Annotated in this window: 21 protein-coding genes; 9 read left to right on the top strand and 12 right to left on the bottom strand. The window is 71.6% G+C overall.

Features of this window, described 5'->3' with window-relative positions; translation table 11 throughout:
• Positions 1-77: 77 nt before the first annotated feature.
• From IDM46_RS11905 to IDM46_RS11890, 4 genes are all read left to right on the top strand, one after another.
• Positions 78-2,264: a carboxy terminal-processing peptidase gene (locus tag IDM46_RS11905; protein ID WP_185115828.1), complete on the top strand. Its 2,187-nt coding sequence runs from the start codon at positions 78-80 to the stop codon at positions 2,262-2,264.
• A 108-nt stretch (positions 2,265-2,372) separates the two neighbouring features.
• On the top strand, positions 2,373-3,314 hold the full coding sequence (gene yedA / locus IDM46_RS11900) for a drug/metabolite exporter YedA (RefSeq protein ID WP_182824533.1): 942 nt from the start codon (positions 2,373-2,375) through the stop codon (positions 3,312-3,314).
• A 26-nt stretch (positions 3,315-3,340) separates the two neighbouring features.
• Positions 3,341-4,204, top strand: a complete 864-nt coding sequence (gene rarD, locus IDM46_RS11895; RefSeq protein WP_185116093.1) for an EamA family transporter RarD — start codon at positions 3,341-3,343, stop codon at positions 4,202-4,204.
• Positions 4,201-5,562, top strand: coding sequence for an FAD/NAD(P)-binding protein (locus IDM46_RS11890; RefSeq protein ID WP_185115827.1), 1,362 nt, complete (start codon positions 4,201-4,203; stop codon positions 5,560-5,562). Before rarD ends, IDM46_RS11890 begins: the two co-directional genes overlap by 4 nt.
• Here the strand turns inward: IDM46_RS11890 and IDM46_RS11885 are convergent.
• Genes IDM46_RS11885 through IDM46_RS11865 form a run of 5 tightly spaced genes read right to left on the bottom strand, consistent with a single transcriptional unit; the run spans position 5,537 to position 10,336 of the window.
• Entirely contained in the window at positions 5,537-5,836 is a 300-nt protein-coding gene (locus IDM46_RS11885) for a hypothetical protein (RefSeq protein WP_185115826.1), read from the bottom strand. The two genes, IDM46_RS11890 and IDM46_RS11885, sit on opposite strands and share 26 nt — an antisense overlap.
• Complete coding sequence (locus tag IDM46_RS11880) at positions 5,833-7,158, bottom strand: ABC transporter permease (protein WP_185115825.1); 1,326 nt, start codon at positions 7,156-7,158, stop codon at positions 5,833-5,835. The genes IDM46_RS11885 and IDM46_RS11880 overlap by 4 nt, the downstream gene beginning before the upstream one ends.
• A 23-nt stretch (positions 7,159-7,181) precedes the next feature.
• Positions 7,182-8,348 carry an ABC transporter permease gene (locus IDM46_RS11875; protein ID WP_185115824.1) on the bottom strand — a complete coding sequence of 389 codons (1,167 nt, stop codon included), beginning with the start codon at positions 8,346-8,348 and terminating at the stop codon, positions 7,182-7,184.
• Between the two features lie 21 nt (positions 8,349-8,369).
• Positions 8,370-9,062: an ABC transporter ATP-binding protein gene (locus IDM46_RS11870; RefSeq protein WP_185115823.1), complete on the bottom strand. Its 693-nt coding sequence runs from the start codon at positions 9,060-9,062 to the stop codon at positions 8,370-8,372.
• A 35-nt stretch (positions 9,063-9,097) separates the two neighbouring features.
• Positions 9,098-10,336 carry an efflux RND transporter periplasmic adaptor subunit gene (locus IDM46_RS11865; protein ID WP_185115822.1) on the bottom strand — a complete coding sequence of 413 codons (1,239 nt, stop codon included), beginning with the start codon at positions 10,334-10,336 and terminating at the stop codon, positions 9,098-9,100.
• Between the two features lie 288 nt (positions 10,337-10,624).
• On the opposite strand from IDM46_RS11865, the gene IDM46_RS11860 reads away from it, so the two are divergent.
• Genes IDM46_RS11860 through IDM46_RS11845 form a run of 4 tightly spaced genes read left to right on the top strand, consistent with a single transcriptional unit; the run spans position 10,625 to position 14,591 of the window.
• On the top strand, positions 10,625-10,807 hold the full coding sequence (locus tag IDM46_RS11860; RefSeq protein WP_185115821.1) for a hypothetical protein: 183 nt from the start codon (positions 10,625-10,627) through the stop codon (positions 10,805-10,807).
• 44 nt (positions 10,808-10,851) lie between these two features.
• On the top strand, positions 10,852-12,705 hold the full coding sequence (locus IDM46_RS11855) for a CIA30 family protein (protein WP_185115820.1): 1,854 nt from the start codon (positions 10,852-10,854) through the stop codon (positions 12,703-12,705).
• 18 nt (positions 12,706-12,723) lie between these two features.
• Positions 12,724-13,992, top strand: coding sequence for a sensor histidine kinase (locus IDM46_RS11850; protein ID WP_185115819.1), 1,269 nt, complete (start codon positions 12,724-12,726; stop codon positions 13,990-13,992).
• Positions 13,989-14,591, top strand: coding sequence for a response regulator transcription factor (locus tag IDM46_RS11845; protein WP_182824555.1), 603 nt, complete (start codon positions 13,989-13,991; stop codon positions 14,589-14,591). The genes IDM46_RS11850 and IDM46_RS11845 overlap by 4 nt, the downstream gene beginning before the upstream one ends.
• Before the next feature lie 370 nt (positions 14,592-14,961).
• On the opposite strand, the gene IDM46_RS11840 is transcribed toward IDM46_RS11845, so the two are convergent.
• From IDM46_RS11840 to IDM46_RS11810, 7 genes are all read right to left on the bottom strand, one after another.
• Complete coding sequence (locus IDM46_RS11840; protein WP_185115818.1) at positions 14,962-16,341, bottom strand: leucyl aminopeptidase family protein; 1,380 nt, start codon at positions 16,339-16,341, stop codon at positions 14,962-14,964.
• On the bottom strand, positions 16,338-17,084 hold the full coding sequence (locus tag IDM46_RS11835) for an HAD family hydrolase (RefSeq protein WP_185115817.1): 747 nt from the start codon (positions 17,082-17,084) through the stop codon (positions 16,338-16,340). Before IDM46_RS11835 ends, IDM46_RS11840 begins: the two co-directional genes overlap by 4 nt.
• A 20-nt stretch (positions 17,085-17,104) precedes the next feature.
• Complete coding sequence (locus tag IDM46_RS11830; RefSeq protein ID WP_223877970.1) at positions 17,105-18,262, bottom strand: AI-2E family transporter; 1,158 nt, start codon at positions 18,260-18,262, stop codon at positions 17,105-17,107.
• A gap of 19 nt (positions 18,263-18,281) precedes the next feature.
• Positions 18,282-18,755, bottom strand: a complete 474-nt coding sequence (locus IDM46_RS11825) for a hypothetical protein (protein WP_185115816.1) — start codon at positions 18,753-18,755, stop codon at positions 18,282-18,284.
• A gap of 13 nt (positions 18,756-18,768) precedes the next feature.
• Complete coding sequence (locus IDM46_RS11820; protein WP_255486536.1) at positions 18,769-19,317, bottom strand: phage holin family protein; 549 nt, start codon at positions 19,315-19,317, stop codon at positions 18,769-18,771.
• A gap of 96 nt (positions 19,318-19,413) precedes the next feature.
• Entirely contained in the window at positions 19,414-19,776 is a 363-nt protein-coding gene (locus IDM46_RS11815; protein ID WP_182824563.1) for a hypothetical protein, read from the bottom strand.
• Positions 19,777-19,799: 23 nt separating this feature from the next.
• The gene (locus IDM46_RS11810; protein ID WP_185115815.1) at positions 19,800-21,254 is read right to left on the bottom strand and encodes a Do family serine endopeptidase; all 1,455 of its coding nucleotides are present in this window, start codon (positions 21,252-21,254) and stop codon (positions 19,800-19,802) included.
• A gap of 455 nt (positions 21,255-21,709) precedes the next feature.
• Here IDM46_RS11810 and IDM46_RS11805 point away from each other — a divergent pair, with 455 nt between their 5' ends.
• Positions 21,710-23,869 (top strand): adenosylcobalamin-dependent ribonucleoside-diphosphate reductase, encoded by a 2,160-nt coding sequence (locus IDM46_RS11805; RefSeq protein WP_185115814.1) that lies wholly within the window; start codon positions 21,710-21,712, stop codon positions 23,867-23,869.
• Positions 23,870-23,978 lie beyond the last annotated feature (109 nt).

The raw sequence follows: 23,978 nt of genomic DNA, 5'->3' as shown, positions 1-23,978 counted from the left end.
CAGCACTGTTCCCGGCACCAAGGGCAGGCGATCGTGCACCAGGCGCCACCCGCACCGCGAGCAACGAGCGAATACGAATGAAAGCCAGGCAAGCCATTTCCATCTCCGCGATCGTCCTGGCACTCGCCACCCCGCTGGCGCTGATGGCGCGCGCCGACGGCGGCGCCATCCCGGCCGTGCCGACGGCCGACCACGCCACCACGTCCAAGCTGGTCTACGGCCTGCTGTCCGACAGCCGCTATGCCTATCGCCCGCGCGCGCTGGACGCGGCGATGTCGGCCGACATCTTCAAGCGCTACCTGGAATCGCTCGACGGCAACAAGCTGTTCCTCTCCGCCGGCGACGTTGCGCGCTTCGCGCGCTACGAGCCGCGCATGGGCGATGCCGTGCGCCAGGGCGACGTGGGCCCGGCCTTCGAGATCTTCGCGCTCTACAAGCAGCGCGTCGACGAGCGCGTCGCGTATGCGCGCGGCCTGCTCAAGCAGGACATCTTCGACTTCAACAGTGACGAACGCTGGTATTACGACCGCGAGGACGCGCCGTGGGCGGCCGATGGCGCCGAGCTTGACGGGCTGTGGCGGAAATCAGTGCGCAACGACTGGCTGCGCCTGACGCTGGCGGGCAAGAGTGCCGCCGAGATCCGCGCCACGCTCGACAAGCGCTACGCCAACATCGCCACCAGCATCGCCCAGCTCAATGGCGAGGACGCGTTCCAGAGTTTCCTCAACGCCTACACCGCGTCGATCGACCCGCATACCGACTACTTCAACCCGCGCACCGCCAAGCTGTTCACGCAGAGCATGTCGCTGTCGCTGGAAGGCATCGGCGCGCAGCTGCAGCGCCAGGACGACGTGGTCGTGATCCGCGAGCTGATTCCCGGCGGGCCGGCCGCGACCAGCAACAAGTTCACGCCCGGCGACCGCATCGTCGGCGTCGGCCAGGGCACGAGCGGGCCGATGGAGGACGTGATCGGCTGGCGCATCGATGACGTGGTCGAGAAGATCAAGGGCAAGGCCGGCACCCAGGTGCGCCTGGACGTGGTGCCGGTGGAAGCCGTGCTCGACAGCGCGCCGGTGCGCATCACCCTGACGCGCGCCAAGGTGCGCCTCGAGGAGCAGGCGGCCAAGTCCAAGGTGCTCGACATTCCGGGCGTGCAGGGCGCGCCGGCCAAGCGCATCGGCGTGATCGAGCTGCCGGCGTTCTACCAGGACTTCGAGGGCCGCCGCAGCCGCGACGGCGACTATGCGTCGGCCACGCGCGACGTGGCGCGCATCCTCGGCACGTTCCGGACCCAGGCGGTCGACGGCGTGGTGCTCGACCTGCGCAGCAACGGCGGCGGCTCGTTGAACGAGGCGGTCGAACTGACCGGCCTGTTCATCGACCAGGGCCCGGTGGTGCAGGTGCGCGAGTCCGGTGGCCGCGTCAGCGTGGAAGCGGACCGCAAGGCCGGCGTGTCGTGGGACGGCCCGCTCGCGGTGCTGGTCAACCGCGGCTCGGCCTCCGCCTCGGAAATCGTTGCCGGTGCCATCCAGGACTACGGCCGCGGGCTGGTGATCGGCGAGACCACCTTCGGCAAGGGCACGGTGCAGAACCTGGTCGACCTCGACCGCTGGCCGGCCAACGAAGGCAAGCGCTACGGCCAGGTCAAGCTGACCATCGCGCAGTTCTTCCTGCCCGGCGGCAGCAGCACGCAGAACAGGGGCGTGGTGCCCGACATCAGCTTCCCGGTGACGGTGGATGCCAGCGTGTTCGGCGAGAGCACCTACGACAACGCGCTGCCGTGGACGCGCATCGCCGCCGTGCCGCACACGCGCTACGGCAATTTCGCGCCGCTGCTGCCGCGCCTGGACGCGCTGCACGCCGCACGCGTGGCGAAGGACCACGAGTTCCGCTGGTTCTCGCAGGACGTGGCCGAGTTCCGCGCCGAGTCCGAGAAGAAGTACATCTCGCTCAACGTGGCCGAGCGCCGTGCCGAGCGCGACCGCCAGGACGCCAAGCGCAAGGAGCGCCAGGCCGAGCGCAAGCGCCTGGGCCTGCAGCTCGACCCGCTGGCCGACATCGACAGCGACGACGGCCTGACCGCCAACGAACGCGACATCGCCCAGGACACCGCGCGCGAAGCCGCTGCCGAGAAGCGCCCGGATCCGCTGCTGCGCGAGTCGGCGGCGATCCTGGCCGATGCGGTGCGGCTGCTCGATGCCGACCGCAAGCTGTCGTCGACCGTGTTGCCGGAGTCAACCGGCCCCGGGCTCTGGGCGCGCTGAAACGCCTGCCGCGCTTCGGCGCGGCGTGAGCCTGCAGTGCCCGGCCGCCGCCAGGCCCGTCCCGGCCGCGCTTCTCCCCCTCCGATACTCCTACGCCCTGGACCTTGCATGGGTGCTGCCCCGTTTCCGGCTCCACGCAACGCCACCGGGCCGTCCGTCGTGCTTGCGCTCGCGGCGGTGTACCTCGTGTGGGGTTCGACGTACCTGGCGATCCGCTTCGCGCTGGAGGGCGGCTATCCGCCGCTGCTCATGGCGGGCGTGCGGTTCCTGGCCGCCGGTGGCGTGTTCTACGCCTTCCTGCGCCTGCGCGGCGTGCCCGCGCCGACGCGCGCGCAATGGCGCGACCTGGCGGTGATGGGCCTGCTGCTGCTGGGACTCGGCAACGGCATGGTATGCATCGCCCAGCAGACGGTGTCGTCAGGCCTGGCGGCGGTGGCGGTGGCGTCTGCGCCACTGTGGATCGCGCTGTTCGCCAGCCTGCGCGGGGAGCGGCCGACGCGGCTGGAACTGTCCGGACTCGGCATCGGCTTTGTCGGCGTGCTGTGGCTCAACGCGGGCAGTTCGCTCACCGGTTCGCCGCAGGGGATGCTGGCGCTGCTGGTCGCGCCGCTGGCGTGGGCCTGGGGCTCGGTCTGGAGCCGCGGCCGTGCGCTGCCGACGCCATTCATGGCGGCGGCCGGGCAGATGCTCTGCGGCGGCGTGCTGATGCTGGTCGCGGGCCTCGTTTTCGGCGAGCGCATCACGGCCATGCCCACGCCGAAGGCGAGCCTGGCGCTGGCCTACCTGGCGGTATTCGGCTCGATCGTCGGCTTCACCGCCTATGCGTGGCTGCTTCAGAACGTGCGCACCACGCTGGCCAGCAGCTATGCCTATGTCAATCCGGTGATCGCGGTGCTGCTCGGCACGTGGCTGGCGGCGGAACGCTTCAGTGGCCATGACATCGGCGCGATGGTGGTGATCCTGGGCGGGGTGGTGGTGATCACCGTGGGCAAGGCGCTGCGCGGCCGTCCGCGCGCGGCCGCTGCCGTCGCCGGCACGCCCGAGCCGTGACACGGCTCGACGGCAAGGGCGTGTGGATGGCGGTCGGCGCGTTCGTGCTGTGGGGCGTGATGCCGCTGTACTGGCACCTGCTCAAGGTGGTGCCGTCGCTGCAGATCGTGCTGCACCGGATCGTGTGGAGCGCGGTGCTGGTGGCCGCCTGGCTGTTCTGGAAGCGGGGCGGCGGCTGGCTGCGCGCGGTGCTGGCGCAGCCGCGGCTGGCGGCGATGCTCGCGGCCAGCGGCCTGCTGATCGCGTTCAACTGGGGGCTCTACATCTGGGCGGTGAACGCTGGCCACGTCATCGAGACCAGTCTCGGCTACTTCATCAATCCGCTGCTCAACGTGGTGATCGGCGTGGTGTTCCTGCGCGAGCGGCTCAATCCGGTGCAGTGGCTGTCGGTGGCGATCGCCGCCGCGGGCGTCGCCTGGCTGACGTTCAACTACGGCAGCTTCCCGTGGATCGCGCTGACCCTCGCCGGTTCGTTCGCGCTGTACGGCGTGATCCGCAAGTTCGCCGCGGTCGACGCCGTCGCCGGCCTTGGCGTGGAAAGCGCGTACCTGTTCCTGCCGGCGCTGGCGGCGCTGGCCTGGTTTGAATGGCAGGGCACCGGCGGCTTCGTCGGCGGCTGGGGAGTGGGCGTGGACCTGCTGCTGGTGCTCGGCGGCGCGCTGACCGCGCTGCCTTTGGTGGGATTCGCCTATGCGGTGCGGCGCGTGCCGCTGTCGATGGTCGGCGTGCTGCAGTACATCGCGCCGACGCTGCAGTTCCTGATCGGGCTGCTGGTGTTCCAGGAGCATTTCGACCGCGACCGCGCGATCGGCTTTGCGTTGATCTGGGCGGCGCTGGCGGTATTCATGATCGACGGCATCCGCCGCGCGCGCTTGGGCGGCCGCGCATGACGCCTGCACCCTACGACCTCGCCATCATCGGCGGCGGCGCCGCGGGCGCGCTGGTGGCGATGCACTGCCTGGCGCGCGACCCGGGCATGCGCATCGCCATCGTCGAGCCGCGCGCGGCGCTGGCGCGCGGCGTGGCGTATTCGACCACCCGCGACGAGCACCTGCTCAACGTCACCGCCGACCGCATGGGCTGGCACGCGGACCTGCAGGGCGATTTCGTGGCGTGGCTGCAGGCCGTGGATGGCGAGGGCGCCGCGGACGTGGGCCACGACTTCATGCCGCGCCGCCGCTTCGGCGACTACCTCGCCGCGCGCCTCGCGGACGCGGCCGCCAGCGGTTCGGTCGTGCACGTGCACGAGCACGCGGTCGCCTGCGAAGACGCCGGGCGCACGGTGCTGCTGGCGTCGGGCGAACGCCTGCATGCCCGCGCCTGCGTGCTGGCCACCGGCAATGCGTCGCGCCCGCTGCCGTGGCCCGTCCCAGCGGAGGTCGCGGCGCGCGTCTGCGAGGCCTGGGACCTGGCGGCGATCGCCGCGATCCCGCCCGACGCGCGTGTCGCCATCGTCGGCACGGGCTTGAGCATGGTCGACATCGTGCTGGCGCTGCGCGGGCAGCAACATCGTGGCGCCATCACCGCGCTGTCGCGGCACGCCCTGCTGCCCCTGCCGCACGAGCCCACGCACATGGCGCTCGATGTCGACATCGATGCACTGGCGATGCTGCCGCTGCGGGCACGCATGCGCCGGCTGCGCGCGCTGGCGGCGGAGGCCATGGCCGGCGGCCTGCCGTGGCAAGGCGTGATGCAGGCGCTGCGCCCGTACGGCGTGCGGCTGTGGCAGTCGCTGTCGCCCGCCGACCAGGCACGCTTCCTGCGCCACGTGGTGCGCGGCTGGGACGTCCACCGGCACCGCATCGCGCCGCAGGTCGTGGACATGCTGGATGCGATGCGCGCGGACGGGCAGTTGCGCGTGGACGCCGCGCGGCTGGCGGCGATCACCGCGGACGGCGGGCAGGTCGTGCTGCACGCGGCGGCGCACGGGGCCGGCGCGGCGCGTTGCTGGCAGGTGGACCATGTGGTCAACGCCACCGGCATCCAGTCGCGCTTCCCGGTGGCGGGCGATGCGCTGCAGGCGTCGCTGCTGGCAGCCGGCCTGGCGCGGCCCGGCCCGTTCGGCCTCGGCGTGGATGTCGATGGCGACGGTGCGCTTCGCGACCGCCACGGCACGGCCGGCGCACACCTGTTCGCGATCGGCAGCCTGCGCATCGGCGCGGAGTGGGAAAGCATCGCCGTGCCCGACCTGCGCCTGCAGGCGGCGCGCATCGCCGCCCGGCTCAGGCCCGCAGCGCGATCCAGCTGATCGCCGCGCTGCCGGCGACCGCGATCGCCAGCCCCGCGTTGCGCCATGCGCGCGCCCTGCGGCGCAGCCGCCGCACGCGCTCGTCGTTGGCCGCGCGGGCCTCGGCGATCAGCGGCGCCACCTCGGCCTCGGCGCGCGCGTAGGCCTTGCGGTCGTCGCGCGCCTCGGCCGCGAGCGCGGCATCCTCGTAGGCCTCGAACGCGCGCCGCTGCAGGTCCTGCAGGCGCGCCTCCAGTTCCGCGTTCGACAGTGCCTGGAGGTCGCGGCCGGTCATGCCGCACGCAGGGCGTCGGTCACCGGCATGGTCGCCGCGCGCAGTGCCGGGAACAGGCCCCCGACGAATCCGATCGCCAGCGCCCATTTCAGGCCTTCCCACAGCAGCGCGGGCGACACCTTGAACTCGAACGAGAGCTGGGCGACGCCACCGGCCAGGGTGGATGCCGTGTAGCCGTTGAACACCAGCCAGGCGATCGCGCCGCCCAGCGCGCCGCCGAGCGCCGCCAGCAGCATGGTCTCCAGCAGCACCGCGACCACCACCGGCACGCCGCGGAAGCCGATCGCGCGCAGGGTGGCGATCTCGCGCGCGCGCGAGGCGACGCTGGCGAACATGGTGTTGAGCGCGCCGAACACGGCGCCGATCGCCATGATCGAGCCGACCACGATGCCGATGATGCGCAGCACCTTGGACACCCCTTCCGACTGGTCCTGGAAGTAGTCGAGCGTGGTCTTGGCCTCGACCTGCAGCCGCGGGTCGGCGGCCAGCGTGGCCTTGAAGGCGTTGAACGCGGACGGATCGGACAGGCGCGCGAACACCGAGGCGCGGCTGCTGCCGCGACCGTAGGTGGAGGCCACCACCTCCGCGTCGGCCCAGATCTCCGACTCCATCGAGTCGCCGGATTCGAACACGCCGACCACGGTCCACGGCTGGGTGCCCAGGCGCAGTTCGCTGCCCGGGTCGAGGCCGGTGAACTGGCGGCGCGCGCCCTTGCCGACCACCAGTTCGCGCTTTCCGGGTTCGAAGCGCCGACCCTCGACGATCTCCAGGTCCGGCCGCACCGCCCAGGCCATGTCGCCGACGCCGCGCAGCTGCACGCTGCCATCCTCGTCGGCGCCGCCACCACGGACCGGCAGGTTGGCCGCCACCACCAGTTCCGGCGACGCCATCGGCCGTCCGTCGGCATCACGCGCGATCTCGGGGGCGCGCTCGATGGTGGTGATCGCGTCGCGCGTCATCACCGACATCAGTTCTGCCGCCGATCCACCGCGCAGCACGATCGCGGTCCGTTCGTCGCCGCTGCTGCTGACCGTGTGCCGGTAGCCTTCGGCCATCGCCAGCAGCGCCACCAGCACGCCGACCACGCCGGCGATGCCCACGATCACCACCGAGGACGAGCCGATGCGCTGCGACAGCGTGCTCACCCCGACCATGGTGACCGAGGCCGCCTGCCGGCCGCTGCGGGCCAGCAGCATCCACAGGGCGAACGCCGCGGCCGCGCCCAGCAGCACCCACCACGGCAGCAGGATCCATGCGGCGAGGACCAGGGCGATCAGCAGGACCAGGCCGGCGGCGCGGAGCATCTTCTTCAAACGATTCATCTGCATGTCCTCGGGATGGGTCTTCAGCGACCCGCCAGGGCGTCGACGATGTTCAGGCGCATGGCGCGGATCGCCGGCAACGCCCCCACCAGCAGGCCGATGGCGAGCATCAGCACCAGGCCCAGCAGCCAGCTCTGCAGGCCCACCGGCGGCAGGCTGATCATGCCGCCACTGCCGGCCGACACCGCCGGCCCGATCACCGCCGCGAGCCCGAGGCCGAGCACGCCGCCGATCACCACGATCAGCATCGATTCCGCCAGCACCATCCACAGCACGCTGCTGCTGGAGAACCCGATCGTCTTCAGCACCGCGAGTTCGGAGGTGCGCTCGCGCACCGCCTGCGCCATGGTGTTGCCGGTGAGCAGCAGCAGGGTGAAGAACACCGCGCCCATGATCGAGCCGACGATCAGGCCGACGTCGGCCATCTGCTTGAGCTGCGAGGCCATCGCCGCCTGCTCGCTCATCGACCTGGTCTCGTGCGGCGAGTTGAGCGACAGCGCGTCGATCGCTTTCGCCGCCGCGTCGCTGCGGCGCACGTCGGAGACCCGGCTGATGTACCAGCCGACGTCACCGTCCACATACGGCGTGGACTCCTCGAAGTAGTCGTAGTGCATCAGGATCAAGGCCTCGGTGAACCCGGCGCTCTTCTTGTCCTTGGCGCGCAGCACCCCGACGATGTCGAACGCCCAGTCCAGGCTGCCATCGCTGTTGGGATAGATGCCCGACTGCAGCGGCACGCGCTGCCCGACCTTCCAGTCGAAGCGCTTCATCATGGTCTCGCCGACCAGCATGCCGGTGCGGTTGCGCTTCCAGGCCTCGACCTGTGCCGGATCGACTTCGATCTCGGGGTACAGGTCCAGGTAGTTCGGCGCCACCGCGAACGTGAACAACTGGTTCTTCGGCCCCTGGTAGGTGCCGCCGAACCAGTTGGCGTAGGTCACCGCCTCGATGTTGTCGATGTTGGCGATGCGCCCCTGCAGCGAGATCGGCAGGGTCTCGATGAACGAGAGCTTCGACGAGGTCTGCAGCCGCTGCGCACCGTCGGCGTTCTGGCCGAGCTGGGCGAAGCTCGAGCGGATCCCGTCGAGCAGGCCGAACAGCAGGAAGGCCGCCACAATCGAGGCGAGCGTCAGGAAGGTGCGGGTCTTGCGCCGGAACAGCGCGGCCCAGACCAGGTGGAAATACTTCATGTCGGCGTCCTCGGTGCTGCGTCAGGCCGCGTGGTGCTGCTGCTCGACCAGGCTGCCCTTGTCGAGATGCAGGGTGTGGCTGGCGTACTCGGCGGCCTTGGGGTCGTGGGTCACCATGACGATGGTCTTGCCGTGCGTGCGGTTGAGTTCCTGCAACAGGCTGAGGATGTCCTCCGCGGACTGCCGGTCGAGGTCGCCGGTGGGCTCGTCGCAGATCAGGATCGTCGGGTCGGACACGATCGCGCGCGCGATCGCCACGCGCTGCTGCTGGCCGCCGGAGAGTTCCGCCGGCTTGTGCGTGGTGCGGTCGGACAGGCCCACCAGCTGCAGCGCGATCTGCGCGTTGCGCTTGCGCTGTGCTGCGCCGAGTTTCGTCAGCAGCAGCGGCAGCTCGACGTTCTTCTGCGCGGTAAGCGCCGGCATCAGGTTGTAGAACTGGAACACGTAGCCGACGTTGCGGCTGCGCCAGCTCGCCAGCTGCCCAGCGCCCATGCTGTCGATCCGCTGGCCGTCGATCTCGATCTCGCCGCCGGTGGGCGCATCCAGTCCGCCGATGAGGTTGAGCAGCGTGGTCTTGCCGGAGCCGGACGGCCCCATGAGCGCGACGAAATCGCCCGCGGCGATGTCCAGGTCCAGGCCGTGCAGCACCTCGACCTTCTCCGGGCCGCGCTGGTAGGACTTGGTCAGGTTGCGGATCGATACCAGGGTGGTCATGGCCATGCCTCGTGTTGGTTGCAAGGGTGTCGCGGTCAATCGGTGGCGATGCGCAGCCGGTCACCGTCGCGCAGGTCATCGGGCGGATCGAGCACGACGGTCTCGCCGGGCGCGAGCCCGGACAGCACCTGGCGGTCGCCGCCGCTGCCACCCGCAGTGGTCCGGATGCCGCGCAGTTCGGCGCGGTCGTCGGCGGCGACCACGAAGGCGACATCGCCGCCGTCGCGCGACGCGACCGCCGCGGCCGGCACGCGCACGCCGCGCGGCTGGTCGGCGGCCGCTTCGGGGGCGCGCTCCAGGAAGCTCACGGTCACGCCCATGTCCGGCACGATCCGCGGATCCTTGTCCTTCAGCGCCACGCGCACCTTGACCGTGGCCTTGCCCCGGTCGGCGGTGGGGATGATCGCGATCACCTCGGCCGGGATCTTCCAGTCGGGATAGGCGTTGAGCGTGGCCTCGACCGGCATCTTCGGCTGCACGCGGCCGATGTAGGCCTCGCCGACGTCGACCTCGACCTCGAGCGAGTCCATGTCGACGATGGTGCCGATGCCGGTGCGGGTGAAGCCGCCGCCGGCCGACAGCGGCGACACGATCTCGCCGGGCTGCGCGGCCTTGGCGATCACCACGCCGGCGAATGGCGCGCGCACCACGGTGTTGTCGACGCCGATGCCGCTGATGCGCAGCTGCTGGCTGGCGACCTGGGCATTGCGCTGCGCGGTGGCGAGCTGCGCGCGCAGCGCGTCGCGCGCAGCGATCGCCTGTTCGTGCTGCGCGCGCGACACCAGCTGCTGCTGCACCAGCGACGACAGCCGCCGGGCGTTGGCCTCGGCTTCGACCAGCTGCGCGCGGATGCCGTCGGCCTGGCTGCGGGTGGCACCGAGCTGGGCCTGCGCGAGGTCGCGCTGTGCGTCGGCATCGATCGGGTCGAGGGTCGCCATGACCTGGCCTTCCTCGACGCGCTGGCCTTCCTCGATCAGTACCTCGCGCACGCGGCCGGTGATCTTCGACGACACCGTCGCCATGCGCCGCGCCACCACGTAGCCGCTGGCGTCGAGCACCGACGCGGCGCCGCCGCCGCCGCCCGAGGAGGCGACCACCGGCGCGGTCTGCACCTCGACGCCGCGGTCGCGGGCCAGCAGTGCCCATGCCGCGCCGGCGACCAGCAGCAGCACGATGGCGATGGCGATGCCGATCCACAGCCCGCGCCGCGATGGCGGCGGCGGAGCCTTGCGGTCGATCCTCAATTCCCTGAGCAGGTCGGCGTTGGTGTTCATATGGTCATCTGGACGGAGGGACGCTGCGGAGTGTGACCGAGTGTGTCCGCCGCAGGATGCGGTGTCAGGTGACGCCTGTCACCCGCGATGCCTGACCGCCGCGACTGCCGGCCGGTGCGCACGGCGACCAACATGGCGTCGTCCATTCGCCGAGGGTCCCAGCATGTACCCGTCCGATCACGCGCCACTCGCCCACCTGAAGGGCGCGCGCAGGCGCCATGGCGCGGTCGTCGCGCTCGATGGCGTCGACCTCGAGCTGCACCGCGGTGGCTGTGGCTGCCGCTGGCGATGCTGCCGGATGCGCTGGCCCGGCTGGCACCGGTGTGGCCGTCCTACCATCATGGCCAGCTCGCGCTGAAGGTGGTGGGCATGGACGCCGGCCAGCCGGCGGCGCTGCACCTGGGCGTGCTGGCGGTGGTCACGATCGGCTTCTTAGTCCTCGCCCGGGCGCGCCTGGCGCGTCATGGCTGACCCCCATCCGTTTGCCTTCGCTGCTGGTCCCAAGGAGTGTTGCCATGAATCGCTGGCCTGAAATCCTCGCCGCGGGCGCCATCGCCGCCGCCATTGCCGGTGCCGTGCTGGCCCAGGGTCCGTCGCCGGACACGCAGCGCGCCGTCGCCGTCGCCGCATTGCCATCGGGAGGCGAGGGCGCCGCCTTCGCCATTACCGGCGTGCGCGTGTTCGACGGCGAGCGGGTGTTGCCCGCCGCCAACGTCGTCGTCCGCGATGGCCGCATCGCGGCGGTCGGTGCCGGCGCCGCCATCCCGGCCGGCATCGGGGTCGTGGACGGCGCGGGCCGGACCCTGCTGCCCGGCTTCATCGACGCGCACACGCACAGCTGGGGCGAGGCGCAGCGCGACGCCCTGCGCTTCGGCGTCACCGCCGAGCTCGACATGTTCGGCGACTGGAACCGCATCCCGGCGCTGCGCGCGCAGCGCGAATCGCTCGATGCCACCGCACAGTCCGACCTGTGGACCGCCGGCGCCACCGTGACAACCGCGGGCGGGCACGGCACGCAGTACGGCTTCCCGGTGCCCACGCTTGCCGCCGACGGCGATGCCGCGGCCTTCGTCGCCGCGCGCGTCGCCGAGGGCTCGGACTACATCAAGCTGATCGTCGAGGATTTCAGCACCCACTCCGCCGAGCGCCGCCTGCCGACGATCACCCCGGCGCAGGTCGCCGCCGCGATCGCCGCGGCGCATGCGCACGACCGGCGCGCCGTGGTGCATGCGTCGTCGCAGGCGGATGCGCTGCATGCGGTCGAATCCGGCGCGGACGGCCTGGTGCACGTGTTCCATGATGCCGCCGCATCGCCGGCCTTCGTCGCCGCGACCCGTCGCAGTGGCGCGTTCGTGGTGCCGACGCTGTCGGTGATCGCCGGGTTCGCGCAGGACGCCAGCGGCAGCGCGCTTGCGGCGGACATGCGCCTGGCGCCGTGGCTGGGCGTGGAGCAGCGCAGCGCGCTGCAGTCCACGTTCCCCGGCGCGCCGCGGCCGGCGGCATTCGACAACGCCCTGCGCAGCGTCGCCGCGCTGCATGCCGCGGGCGTGGACGTGCTTGCCGGCACCGACGCCGGCAATCCCGGCACCGCGCACGGGGCCAGCGTGCACGGCGAGCTGGCGCTGCTGGTGCGCGCCGGCCTGACGCCGGTCGAAGCACTGGCCGCGGCCACGTCGGTCCCGGCGCGCCGCTTCGGTCTCGACGACCGCGGCCGCATCGCGCCCGGACTGCGGGCCGACGTACTGCTGGTCGATGGCGATCCCACCGCCGACATCGCCGCCACGCGCGCCATTGCCGGCATCTGGAAGAACGGCCACGCCGTCGCGCGCCCGCGCATGGACCAGCCGGCCACCGCGCCGGCGATCGCCGCCGGCGCGCTGCTCGCCGACTTCGAGGACGGCGGCACCGGCGTGCGCTTTGGCCACGGCTGGCAGCTCACCACCGATGCCATGGCCGGCGGCACCTCGATCGCGGAGCAGGCCTGGGCGGCGGAGGGCGCGGCCGGTTCGCGCGGCGCGCTGCGTGTGGCGGGCGAGATCCGCCCCGGCTTCGCCTTCCCCTGGGCCGGCACCATGTTCCATCCCGGCGCGCAGCCGATGCAGCCGGTCGACGCCTCGGCGCGCAGCGAGCTGGTGTTCCAGGCACGTGGTGACGGCCGCGGCTACCAGGTGATGCTGTTCTCGGGGCCGTCGATGCAGGCGATGCCGAGCATGCAGGCATTCACCGCCGGACCGGAATGGCGCGAGGTGCGGATCCCGCTGGCGGCATTTGCCGGTGCCGACGTCGCCACGCTGCGTGCGCTGGCGATCACCGCCGGCCAGCCGCAGGGTGCGTTCGAGCTGTACATCGACCAGGTCGAGCTGCGCTGAGTGGCGCATCATCGCGCCATGGATCATGCAGGCGCGCCCAACGCGAAATTGCCCGGTTGGCGCGCCTGGTTGCGGCCGGCGCCCGATTCGGCGCTGGCGACGGCGCGGCGGCAGGGCCGTTCGGCCTGGACCGAATGGGTGCACCTGATGTGGTCGGCGTGGGTGTTCACCACGCCGCTGTTCACGCCGGACGGCTACAGCGCGCGCTGGGTGCTGCTGACGCTGCTCTCCTACCCGCTGTTCGTGCTGCTGTACGCGCTGGTGCTGCTGCGCCCGGAGCGCCAGGCCTGGCGACCCGCGATGGCGATGATTGCGCTCGCGACGCTGCTGCTGCCCTGGTACGCGTCGGGCATGAGCTATTTCGTGTTCGGCTGCGTCATGTTGCGCAGCCAGCGCGCGCGTTCGCTGCTCCGCTACTTGCTGCTGCTGGCCGTGCTCAATGCCGCGTTCGTCGGCTTCGCGCTGTGGCTCGGGTATCCGTGGCAGGCGGTGGTGTGGCTGCCGCTGGTGGCGCTGATCGTCGGCACCGTGGTGCATGTCGAACACGCCAACCACGCCACCGATGCCGCACTCAGGCTGTCGCACGACGAAGTGCGCCGCCTGGCCGCGCTCGCCGAGCGCGAGCGCATCGGCCGCGACCTGCACGACCTGCTCGGTCACACGCTGTCGCTGGTGGCGTTGAAGTCGGACCTGGCGGCGCGCCTGGTGGAGCGCGACCCGGCGGCGGCGCGCGCGGAGATCGATGCGGTGAGCCGCGTCGCACGCGACGCGCTGGCGCAGGTGCGTTCGGCGGTCAGCGGCATCCGCGCGGCGGGCATCGCCGCCGAACTGGCCTCGGCCAGGCTGCTGCTCGAGTGCGACGGCGTGGCGCTGCGCCACGACTGGGATGAAAGGGGACTGGCCGGCGGTGCGCTGCCGCCGCGCGTGGAGAACACGCTGGCGCTGGTGCTGCGCGAAGCGGTGACCAACATCCAGCGCCACGCGCGCGCGCAAAGCGCGGAGATCAGCATGCGCGCCACCGACGACGGCATCGCGCTGCGCATCCGCGACGACGGTCGCGGCGGCGCGATCGTGCCCGGCAACGGCGTGGGTGGCATGCGCGAGCGCGTCGAGGTGCTCGGCGGACGCCTGGAGATCGGCCCGGCAGGCGGGCACGGCACGCTGGTGGAGGCCTGGCTGCCGCTCCCGGCGCAGCCTGCCGGCGACAACGAGCACGGCCCCGACCACGACCACCCTGATGGCATTGCCGACGCCGGCCTGCGCCCCGCCACGGGTGGCGGCGCATGATCCGCATCGCGCTTGCCGAGGACCAGGCCCTGCTGCGCGGCGCGCTTGCGGCGCTGCTGGCGATGGAGGACGACATCGAGGTGGTGGCGGTGGCGGCGGACGGCGAGGCCGCCTGGCGCGACCTGCAGCGCACATCCCCGGATCTCCTGGTCACCGACATCGAGATGCCCGGCCTTACCGGCCTGGAACTCGCGCAGCGCATCCAGCGCCACGGGCTGGCGACGAGGGTCGTCATCGTCACCACCTTCGCCCGCGCCGGCTACCTGCGCCGCGCGCTGGATGCCGGCGTGCACGGCTACCTGTTGAAGGACGCGCCGATCGAGCGGCTGGCCGAGGCGCTGCGCCGGGTGCACGCCGGTGGCCGCGCGATCGACCCGCAGCTGGCGCTCGAGGCCTGGTCGGAGGCCGACCCGCTCAACGAACGCGAGCGCCAGGTGCTGCGCCTGGCCGGCGAGGGCCAGGCGGCGTCCGAGATCGCCGCCACGCTCGGCCTGTCGCACGGCACGGTGCGCAACTACCTGTCGGAGGCGATCGGCAAGCTCGGCGTCGGCAACCGCATCGAGGCGTACCGCCTCGCGCGGCAGAAGGGCTGGCTGTAGCGCGCTGCGCCGGTGTGGGGCCGGGCGCTTGCGCCGGGTACCAATGCCCTTGAGGACTCATGTCCCCCGGCAATGGCCTGCGGCCATCGCCTCCTCCTTGACTTCGCCCTCAAGGGCATTGGCACCCGGTACGTCGCAGCACGCGGGGTTGGAGAGGCACACCTCGCGATCTTGTGCCTGGCTCTGCTCTGTTCTGCTCTGCTCTGTCGGCCCCCCCGCCGCGACCGCGCCCCGAAGTGGCCGTGAGGCCTTCGCGGGGAAGTCAAGGAGGAGGCATCCGCCGCGAGGCGGATGCCGGGGGACATGAGCCGCGAAGGCCTCACGGCCACGGCCTCCGGGCCACGTCCACACGGGCCCCGAGAATCGGACCTCAGCCGGCGGCGCGTGCCTTGAGCATCGCGTAGGCGGCGCGCAGCCCGAGCGCCTCGCCGCCCGCCGGGCGACCGGGGCGGTCGCTGTCGTTCCAGGCGTAGGTGTCGAGGTGTGCCCACGGCATGTCCTTGGGCACGAAGCGCTCCAGGTACAGCGCCGCGGTCACGCTGCCGGCCATCTTCGAGCCGGCGTTGGCCATGTCCGCGACCTTGCTGGTCAGGTAGCGCAGGTAGGGGCGCCACAGCGGCATGCGCCACAGCGGGTCGCGGACCTGCATGCCGGCGTCGAGCCAGGCCTGCGCCAGCGCGTCGTCATTGCTGAAGAGCGCCGGCAGGTCCGGGCCGAGCGCGATGCGCGCGGCACCGGTGAGGGTGGCGAAGTCGAGGATCAGGTCGGGCGCCTGTTCGCCGGCATAGGCCAGCGCATCGCCCAGGATCACGCGGCCCTCGGCGTCGGTGTTGTCGATCTCGACGCTCACCCCGGTGCGGGTGGCAATCACCTCGCCAGGGCGGAACGCGTCCGGGCCGATCGCGTTCTCCACCGCCGGCACCAGCAGGGTGATGCGCAGCGGCAGCCTGCGCGCCATCACCAGTTCGGCCAGCGCGAGCGCGTGCGCGGCGCCGCCCATGTCCTTCTTCATGTTGCGCATGCCATCGGCGGGCTTGATGTCCAGGCCGCCGGTGTCGAAGCACACGCCCTTGCCGACGATCGCCACGTGCGGGTGCGACGCGTCGCCCCAGCGCAGCGCCAGCAGGCGCGGCGCGCGGTGCGAAGCGCGGCCGACGGCGTGGATTGCCGGGAAGTTCCGGGCCAGCAGGTCGTCGCCGGTGATCGCCTCGAACGCCGCCCCGTGCACCTCGGCCATGCCGCGCGCGATGTCCTCGAGCTGCTCCGGTCCCATGTCCTGCGTCGGCGTGTTCACCAGGTCGCGCACGCGCACGCAGGCGGCGAGGATGTCGCGGGCTTCGGCATCGGGCTGCGCCAGCACCAGCCGCGCCGGCGCGCGCGCGCGCGCCTTGTAGCGGTCGAAGCCGTAGCTGCCGAGGCCCCAGCCGAGCTGCAGGGCGTGCAGTGCAGCGTCGTCGAGGGCGGCCGCCGGCACCCAGTCGCCGCCGGGCAGCGCCATCGGCGCGTGCGCGTAGCTGGCGGGGTCGAGGCGGTCACCGATGCCGAGCACGGCGCTGGCGGTGCGGGCGTCGCCGGCGGGCAGCAGCAGGTGGCTGCCAGGGGCGGCATCGAACCGGTTGGCATCCAGCCAGGCACCGACGGCAGCCGGCTGCGCGGCACGCCAGGTGGCGAGCCCGTCGCGGTCGACGAGGTGCAGCGGCTGTGCGGCGGACGTGGCGTCGGCAGGCGCGTGGGTCGGCGTGGAACTCATGCGGGGGTACTCCGTGTGTCGTCGCCCGGCGCGGCGGTCGCCGCCTCCAGCCAGTCGGCCAGTCCGGACAGGGTGTCGAAATTCAGGTCGGGCGTCGCCGAGCGGTGCCGCCAGGGGGCCAGGCGTCCGTCGGCGCCGCGGCGGTTGATCCAGCAGCTGCGCAGCCCCGCGCGCGCGGCGCCGGCGACGTCGGCCTCGGGATGGTCGCCGACATGCAGCACCTCGGCCGGTGCGACGCCCACGTGCGCGCAGGCGGCGAGGAAGATGCTCGCGTCGGGCTTCGCCGCGCCGTGTTCCTGCGCGCTGACGCTGCCGGCGAAATGGTGGCGGATGCCGATGCGGCCGAGGTCCGCGTTGCCGTTGCTCAGCGCCACCACCGGCACGCGCGCACTGATGCGCGCCAGGGCGTCGCGCGCCTCGGGGTAGAACTCGACCTCGTTGCGCGCGGCGAAGAACACCTCGTACGCCGGGTCCACCAGCGCCAGGTCGGCGCCGCTCTCGCGCAGCGCGTGCTCGATCGTCAGCCGGCGCAGCGCCGACATGTCATGCGCCAGCTGCGGGTGGCGGGCATGCATCTGCTCGCGCAGCGCGCGCATGGCGGCGACCGGGAACATCGCGGCGGTGGCCGGGCAGTGCACGCGCATCCAGTCGTCGAGCGCATGCTCGATGCGCACGCCGATCGGCGCGAACGGCCACAGCGTGTCATCGAGGTCGAGGGTGATGGCGCGGACGTCGAAGCCCATGCCGCCATTGTACGTGGCGCCTACTCGAGCAGCCTGGCCCAGCCTTCGAGTCCGTCGATGCGCGAGACCACCAGTTTCGCGCAGGCCAGCAGCGGGACCGCCAGCAGCAGGCCGATGATGCCCCACAGCGCCCCGAACACCATCAGCGCGAGGATCAGCACCAGCGGCGACAGGCGCATGCGCTGGCCAAGCACCAGCGGGGTGAGGATCTGCCCTTCCAGGGTGTGCAGCCCGAGATAGATCGCCGCCGGCAGCAGCGACGGCCCGATCTCCTTCCAGGTCACGAAGCCCATCACCAGCATCGCCACGATGCCGATCATCGGCCCCACGTACGGCGCGAAATTGAGCAGCATCGCCAGCGTGCCCCACAGCAGCGCTTCCTGCAGGCCCACGCCAAGCCCGACATGCAGGATCGCCGCCAGCAGCAGGCCGACGGCGGCGTTGATCAGGGAAATGGTGAACACGTAGCGCGAGATCTCGCGCTCCACCGACTGCATGATCTCCACGGTGACCCGCTGCCGCTGCCGCGTGGGCAGGAGCGCGATCGCGCGGCGCTGCAGGTCCTCGCCGAACACCATGAAGAAGAATGTCAGCAGCACCACCGCGAGCACCGAGGCCACCACCCGCGGCGCCTTGTTGAGGATCGCGTAGGGGTCGTCGACCTGCGTGCGGACCACTTCCTGCCGGCGACTGCCGTCCTCGCCGCCGGCCAGGCGCGCGATGTCCTCGGCCACGCGGTTGGCTTCGTGCACGGGCTTGGCCAGGTCACGCAGTTCATTGCCGAGCTGCCGCATCTGCCTGGGCGCTTCCTGCATCCAGTCGATCGCCGGTGCCAGCAGCTGCTGACTGAGCAGGCCCGCACCGGCCAGGCCGCCGGCCAGCACCAGCAGCGCCGCCAGGAAGCGCGGCACGTACAGGCGGCGCAGTGCCCGGATCACCGGATTGCCGATCAGGGCGAAGAACATCGCCAGCAGCACGGGCAGGATCACGCCCTGTGCCACCCAAAGCGTGTAGCCGATCGCGAGGATCGCCAGCACCAGGGCGGCCGGCGACGCCGCCGGACGCCGCGTCGGCACGGCATCGGGGGCGCCGGCGGCCGCAGCCTGGATCACCGCCTGGCCCGGTGGCACGGGCGGCGTGTGGGGCGCCGGCATGGCGGGCGCTGGTGTTTCGCTCATGTGGATCCGCTCCCGCGGGTCAGCGTCGTTCGGAAACGTCGGTGGCGGCTTCGGCCGGAACGGGCGGGCGGTCCCACGCCGGATCGGCGCTGTAGCGGCGTTCGCTTGGCGACAGCGGCGCTGCCGCCGCGGCCTCGGTCACGCCGGCCGGTGACCCGGCGGCGGCCGCGACTTCCGCTTCGGCCCCCTTCGCCGCGCTCTCGGCCCCTTCGGCCGCGAACTTCGCCTGCAGCGCGCCGACCAGGCCGGCCACGCTGCTGGCCATCTGCAGCCAGCGGGCGCTGCCCCCGCCGATGGCGCCGGCGGCATGCACCGGCCGCGCGCGCCCGACCAGGAAGCCGGCGAGGGCGCCCGCGATGACGATGCGGGTCGGCGTCAGGGTCTCGCGCCAGGTGCTGCCGAGCACGCGAAAGTCGGCCGCGACCTGGCGTTCGCGGGCCTCCAGGGCGTCCTCGGCCTGTTCCACCTTGGCGAGCAGCTTGTCGAAACTCACTGGCCTGGTCTCCTCATGGCGGGGTCACGTCCACGCCGCGCTCGTCGCGCACCGGTGCACGTTCGGCCTCTTCGCGCACGCGGATTTCCGCGGCCCGGGCCGATTCGGCCGAACCCGCGCCAGGCACGAGTTCCGACAGCTCGCCGATGCCGAGGCGGGCAAGCTGGCGGCGCGTGGTCTTGAGGCGGGTGTGTTCGAAATAGTCGGCGGCCTTGCGCACCGCAAGCCAGGCGCCCACGCCGCTGAGCAGCGCGCAGCTGCACAGCGCGACCCACCACGGCAGGCCGAACTGGTTGCTGAGCAGCACGATCAGCGCCGCCATCAGCAGCAGCCAGGACGACGCGCCGAACACGACCGCCACGCCCGCGAACGCGATGCTGCGCCCGGCGGCGCTGCGGGCCAGCGAGACATCGGCCACCACCAGGCTGCGGAAGGCCTTGGCGGCCTCGCCGGCGGCGTCCAGGCCGGACTTGCCGGTGTCACGCAGGCCGCGCAGGGATTCGATGAGATCGGGGGGCGGGGCACCGTCCGCGGCACGCCGGGACGCGCCCGCGCCCGGCATGCCGGCATCATCGCGGCCCGGGGCCGCGGGGTCGGACCAGCCGCCGGGCGTGCTGCCCGGCGGCGCGGACGGGGGCGGGGTTCCCTGCACGCCGGATTACTTGTCGCCGCTGCGCGCGAGCTTGGCGATGATCCAGCCGGCGGCGAAGGCGACGCCGAAGGAGGCGATCGGACGCTCGCGGATCAGGTCGGCGGCGTTGTCGAGCAGGTCACGGCCCTTGTCGAGCAGCTGGTCGACCTTCTCGGTGCCGGCACCGGCCACTTCTTCCAGGGCCGAGAGGCCGGCCAGCGCGCCGTCGGCCAGGTCCGACTTGAGGTTGGCCTTGCCCAGGCGCAGCTCTTCACCGGCCGCGGCCGCCGCGCCGCGCAGCGCGTCGGCGGAATCGACGGCCGCCTGCTTCACGTGGCCGCCGGCGGTGGACAGGTTGGTCTTCAGGTTTTCAGTGTGGGTCGGGGTCATTGCAGTCATCTCTCTCTGGGGGGTCATTCGATGGCCAGGTTGCCCTGGTTGCGACCGCGCTGGATGCGCAGCACAAGTGATTGCGGTGGATCGGCCAGCGCGGTGCGCAGGCCGGCGAGGTCGCCGGCGAGTACACGCCCGACGGCCAGCACCACGTCGCCGCTGCGCAGGCCATTGCGCGCGGCGCGGCTGTCGGGCGCCACGTTTTCGACCAGCACGCCACCGGCGCCGCCGCGGCGCAGGGCCTCCGGGAGGTCGGCGAACGAGGCGCCGGACAGGCGCGGGTCAAGCTGCTGCCCGGTGATCACCCGCGGCTGCTCGCGCAGCGTGGTGGCGACCTGGCGCGTCGCGCCGTCGCGGCGCACCTCGAGCGTGACCCGGGCATTGGCCGGCTGCAGGCCCTGGAAGTTGCGCAGCGCCTCGCTGTTGGCGAGCCGCTGGCCGTTGGCGCTGACGATCACGTCGCCCGGCTGCAGGCCGGCTTCGGCCGCGGCGGAACCGGGATAGACGCGGGTCACCACCGCACCGCGGCTGCCCGCATCGAGGCCGAGGCTGGCCGCGAGGCGGTCATCAAGGTCCTGGCTGTCGAGGCCGAGCGAGCCGCGACGGACCTCGCCGGTGGACGCCAGCTGCTGCATCACGTCGCGTGCCAGGTTGGCCGGGATCGCAAAGCCGAGGCCGATGTTGCCGGCCATGCTGCCGCGCGGATTGAAGCTGGCGGTGTTGATGCCCACCAGTTCGCCGCGCAGGTTGACCAGCGCACCGCCGGAATTGCCGGGATTGATGCTGGCGTCGGTCTGGATGAAGTTCTGGAATCCCACGCCGGGCACGTTGCTGCGCCCGACCGCGGACACGATGCCCGAGGTCACCGTCTGCCCGACGCCGAAGGGATTGCCGACCGCGACCACGAAATCGCCGACTTCCAGTGCGTTGCTGTCGGCGAGCGGCATCGCCTGCAGTGGAGTGCCGTCGGGACGCACCGGGATCTTCATCAGCGCGATGTCGGTGTCGCCGTCCGAGCCGACGAACTCCGCCGCCAGCGTGCGACCGTCGGCCAGCGTGATCGACACCTCGTCGGCGCCCTCGATCACATGGTGGTTGGTCAGCACGTAGCCGCGCGCGGCGTCGACGATCACGCCCGAGCCCAGCGATTCGTTGATCCGCTCCTCGGGGATGTCCGGGAACATCCGGCGGAAGAAGGGATCGTTGGCGAAGGGGTTGTTGATGCGCACGCGCTGCCGGGAATGCACGCTGACCACGGCCGGCGTGACGCCGCGCAGCATCGGCGCCAGCGACGGAAGGGCCTGGCCGGCCACCTGGCCGGGCAGGCCCCCGACCATCGGCACCGACGCCACGGCGGACGCAGGCGCCGCCTGCGCCGGGCTGTCCAGGCCGCTGCGGATCGCGGTCGCGGCAAAGCCACCGAAGGCGGCCGCGGCGGTCAGGGCGAACAGGGTGGTACGAGTGGATGGGCGCATCGGTGTCTCTTTATGGCGGTTGCGAGGTCTGGGAGCCGTGAAGTGTCGCGCGGCGCCGGGGGCGGGTCGAGGCCACGCGGGTGTGTCGTACGTCTCATGTTCAGTGCGAACGGCAGCCGCACGCGCTTCCCGTGGAGGCCGTGGAATGGATTTGACTTCGTCCCTGCTCGCGCTTAACGTCTTCCCCGCGGCCACAACATGTTGGGGTCTGAAACCCACGCAGGGCCCAGTGGTTGTTGAATGGGCTCCCGGCAACGCAGAATCCACGGGGGGGTGGTTCCGCATGCAGGACCTCGCAGCCGGCCACCACGAACGATGACATGTCGCATGGCGTGCGCTGCCCGCCAGCGGCTTTGCCGTCGGCGCGATCCGCCCCCCGCGGTCCGCGACCGGCATCACAACAGGACAGGGCCCGCGCACACGCAGCCGGGCAGCGACGAGGAGATAGGAGCAGCATGAGCACGGTTCGCCTGGAGGCTGTAAAGAACACCATGGCCGGCAAGGAGCAGGACATCCCGATGCAGCCGGCCTCGGCCGACATCTGGGACAAGAAGTACCGCCTCAAGACCAAGCAGGGCGATGCCGTCGATGCCGACATCGATGGCACCTACCAGCGCGTGGCGCGTGCGCTGGCCGAGGCCGAGCCGAATGCGGACAAGCAGAAGCACTGGAACGAGCGCTTCCTCTGGGCGCTGCGCCGCGGGGCGATCCCCGCCGGCCGCATCACGTCCAATGCCGGAGCGCTGGCCCACAAGCCGGCCACCAGCACCATCAACTGCACGGTCAGCGGCACCATCGTCGATTCGATGGACGGCATCCTGGAAAAGGTCCACGAGGCCGGGCTGACGCTGAAGGCCGGCTGCGGCATCGGCTACGAGTTCTCCACGCTGCGCCCGCGCGGCGCGTTCGTCGCCGGTGCCGGCGCCTACACCTCCGGCCCGATGTCGTTCATGGATATCTACGACAAGATGTGCTTCACGGTGTCGTCGGCCGGCGGTCGCCGCGGCGCGCAGATGGGCACCTTCGATGTGGGCCATCCGGACGTGCGCGACTTCATCCGCGCCAAGCGCGAGGACGGGCGCCTGCGCCAGTTCAACCTGTCGCTGCTGGTGACCGACGGCTTCATCGACGCGGTCAAGGCCGACGGCGACTGGCCGCTGGTGTTCCCGGTGAGCGACAAGGAAACCGACGACGTCGACATGGCCGACCCCGCGCAGGTGGTGTGGCGCGAATGGCCGCAGCACGCCGGCTACATCGTCCGCGACGACGGCCTGGTGGCGTGCAAGGTCTACGGCCACATCCGCGCGCGGCACCTGTGGGACATGATCATGGTCTCGACGTACGACTACGCCGAGCCGGGCTTCATCCTGATCGACCGCGTCAACGAGATGAACAACAACTGGTGGTGCGAGACCATCCGCGCCACCAACCCCTGCGGCGAGCAGCCACTGCCGCCGTACGGCGCCTGCCTGCTCGGCTCGGTCAACCTGACCAACTTCGTGCATGGCGCGTTCACCGAGCAGGCGACGTTCGACTGGGAGGAATACAAGGAGGTCGTGCGCGTGTTCACGCGCATGCTCGACAACGTGGTCGAGGTCAACGGCCTGCCGCTCGAGGAGCAGCGCCGCGAGATCATCCGCAAGCGCCGCCACGGCATGGGCTTCCTCGGCCTGGGCTCAACGCTGACCATGCTGCGCATGAAGTACGGCTCGAAGGAAAGCTGCGAGTTCACCGAGCGCATCGCCCGCGACATGGCGCTGGCGGGCTGGGAAACCGGCCTGGCGCTGGCCGCCGAGAAGGGTCCGGCGCCGATCATGGAGGAGCGCTTCGAGGTCACCGCCGAGATGCTGCGCAAGCGCCCGGAGATGGCGCGAGACGGCTGGAAGATCGGCCAGGAAGTCCCCGGAAAGGTCCTGCACGCGCGTTACTCGCGCTACATGCAGCGCATCGCCGAGGTCGCCCCGGAGCTCGTCGAGCAGCTCGCCGAGACCGGCGCGCGCTTCACCCACCACAGCTCCATCGCGCCTACCGGCACGATCAGCCTGTCGCTGGCCAACAACGCCTCCAACGGCATCGAGCCGTCGTTCGCGCACCACTACAGCCGCAACGTGATCCGCGAAGGCAAGAAGTCGAAGGAAAAGGTCGACGTGTTCTCGTACGAGCTGCTCGCCTACCGGGTGCTGGTCAACCCGAAGGCGATGCCGTTCAGCGAGGAGGCGGACGCCAAGCTGCCGGACTATTTCATCAGCGCCGACGACATCAACCCGAAGGAGCATGTCGACGTGCAGGCCGCGGCGCAGAAGTGGGTCGACTCGTCGATCTCCAAGACCGCCAACGTCCCCACCGACTACCCCTACGAGGACTTCAAGGACATCTACCTGTACGCCCACGCGCAGGGCCTGAAGGGCTGCACCACGTTCCGCTTCAATCCCGCCGCGTTCCAGGGCGTGCTGGTCAAGGATTCCGACCTCGAGAACACCCTGTACCGCTTCGAACTCGAGGACGGCAGCACGGTCGAGGTGAAGGGCAACGAGGAGATCGAATACGACGGCGAGATGCACAGCGCCGCCAACCTCTTCGACGCGCTCAAGGAAGGCTATTACGGCAAGTTCTGACCCGCGCGCCGCCGGCGCCCGGGCGCGGGGGCGGACCGCCGTGGACTCCGCGTTTGCATGCACCGAACGGCTTCGCGCTACATTTCGCCCCGCGGGCGCTTTGCCCGCC

The sequence above is a fragment of the Luteimonas sp. MC1825 genome (genome assembly GCF_014764385.1).
GTDB lineage: Bacteria > Pseudomonadota > Gammaproteobacteria > Xanthomonadales > Xanthomonadaceae > Luteimonas.
This window is presented reverse-complemented; position numbering and strand designations above follow the sequence as displayed.

Coding starts and splice junctions, on each gene's coding strand:
- IDM46_RS11905 (WP_185115828.1), top strand. CDS start 78: ATGAAAGCCAGGCAAGCCATTTCCATCTCCGCGATCGTCCTGGCACTC.
- yedA (WP_182824533.1), top strand. CDS start 2,373: ATGGGTGCTGCCCCGTTTCCGGCTCCACGCAACGCCACCGGGCCGTCC.
- rarD (WP_185116093.1), top strand. CDS start 3,341: ATGGCGGTCGGCGCGTTCGTGCTGTGGGGCGTGATGCCGCTGTACTGG.
- IDM46_RS11890 (WP_185115827.1), top strand. CDS start 4,201: ATGACGCCTGCACCCTACGACCTCGCCATCATCGGCGGCGGCGCCGCG.
- IDM46_RS11885 (WP_185115826.1), bottom strand. CDS start 5,836: ATGACCGGCCGCGACCTCCAGGCACTGTCGAACGCGGAACTGGAGGCG.
- IDM46_RS11880 (WP_185115825.1), bottom strand. CDS start 7,158: ATGAATCGTTTGAAGAAGATGCTCCGCGCCGCCGGCCTGGTCCTGCTG.
- IDM46_RS11875 (WP_185115824.1), bottom strand. CDS start 8,348: ATGAAGTATTTCCACCTGGTCTGGGCCGCGCTGTTCCGGCGCAAGACC.
- IDM46_RS11870 (WP_185115823.1), bottom strand. CDS start 9,062: ATGACCACCCTGGTATCGATCCGCAACCTGACCAAGTCCTACCAGCGC.
- IDM46_RS11865 (WP_185115822.1), bottom strand. CDS start 10,336: ATGAACACCAACGCCGACCTGCTCAGGGAATTGAGGATCGACCGCAAG.
- IDM46_RS11860 (WP_185115821.1), top strand. CDS start 10,625: ATGCTGCCGGATGCGCTGGCCCGGCTGGCACCGGTGTGGCCGTCCTAC.
- IDM46_RS11855 (WP_185115820.1), top strand. CDS start 10,852: ATGAATCGCTGGCCTGAAATCCTCGCCGCGGGCGCCATCGCCGCCGCC.
- IDM46_RS11850 (WP_185115819.1), top strand. CDS start 12,724: ATGGATCATGCAGGCGCGCCCAACGCGAAATTGCCCGGTTGGCGCGCC.
- IDM46_RS11845 (WP_182824555.1), top strand. CDS start 13,989: ATGATCCGCATCGCGCTTGCCGAGGACCAGGCCCTGCTGCGCGGCGCG.
- IDM46_RS11840 (WP_185115818.1), bottom strand. CDS start 16,341: ATGAGTTCCACGCCGACCCACGCGCCTGCCGACGCCACGTCCGCCGCA.
- IDM46_RS11835 (WP_185115817.1), bottom strand. CDS start 17,084: ATGGGCTTCGACGTCCGCGCCATCACCCTCGACCTCGATGACACGCTG.
- IDM46_RS11830 (WP_223877970.1), bottom strand. CDS start 18,262: ATGAGCGAAACACCAGCGCCCGCCATGCCGGCGCCCCACACGCCGCCC.
- IDM46_RS11820 (WP_255486536.1), bottom strand. CDS start 19,317: ATGCCGGGCGCGGGCGCGTCCCGGCGTGCCGCGGACGGTGCCCCGCCC.
- IDM46_RS11815 (WP_182824563.1), bottom strand. CDS start 19,776: ATGACCCCGACCCACACTGAAAACCTGAAGACCAACCTGTCCACCGCC.
- IDM46_RS11810 (WP_185115815.1), bottom strand. CDS start 21,254: ATGCGCCCATCCACTCGTACCACCCTGTTCGCCCTGACCGCCGCGGCC.
- IDM46_RS11805 (WP_185115814.1), top strand. CDS start 21,710: ATGAGCACGGTTCGCCTGGAGGCTGTAAAGAACACCATGGCCGGCAAG.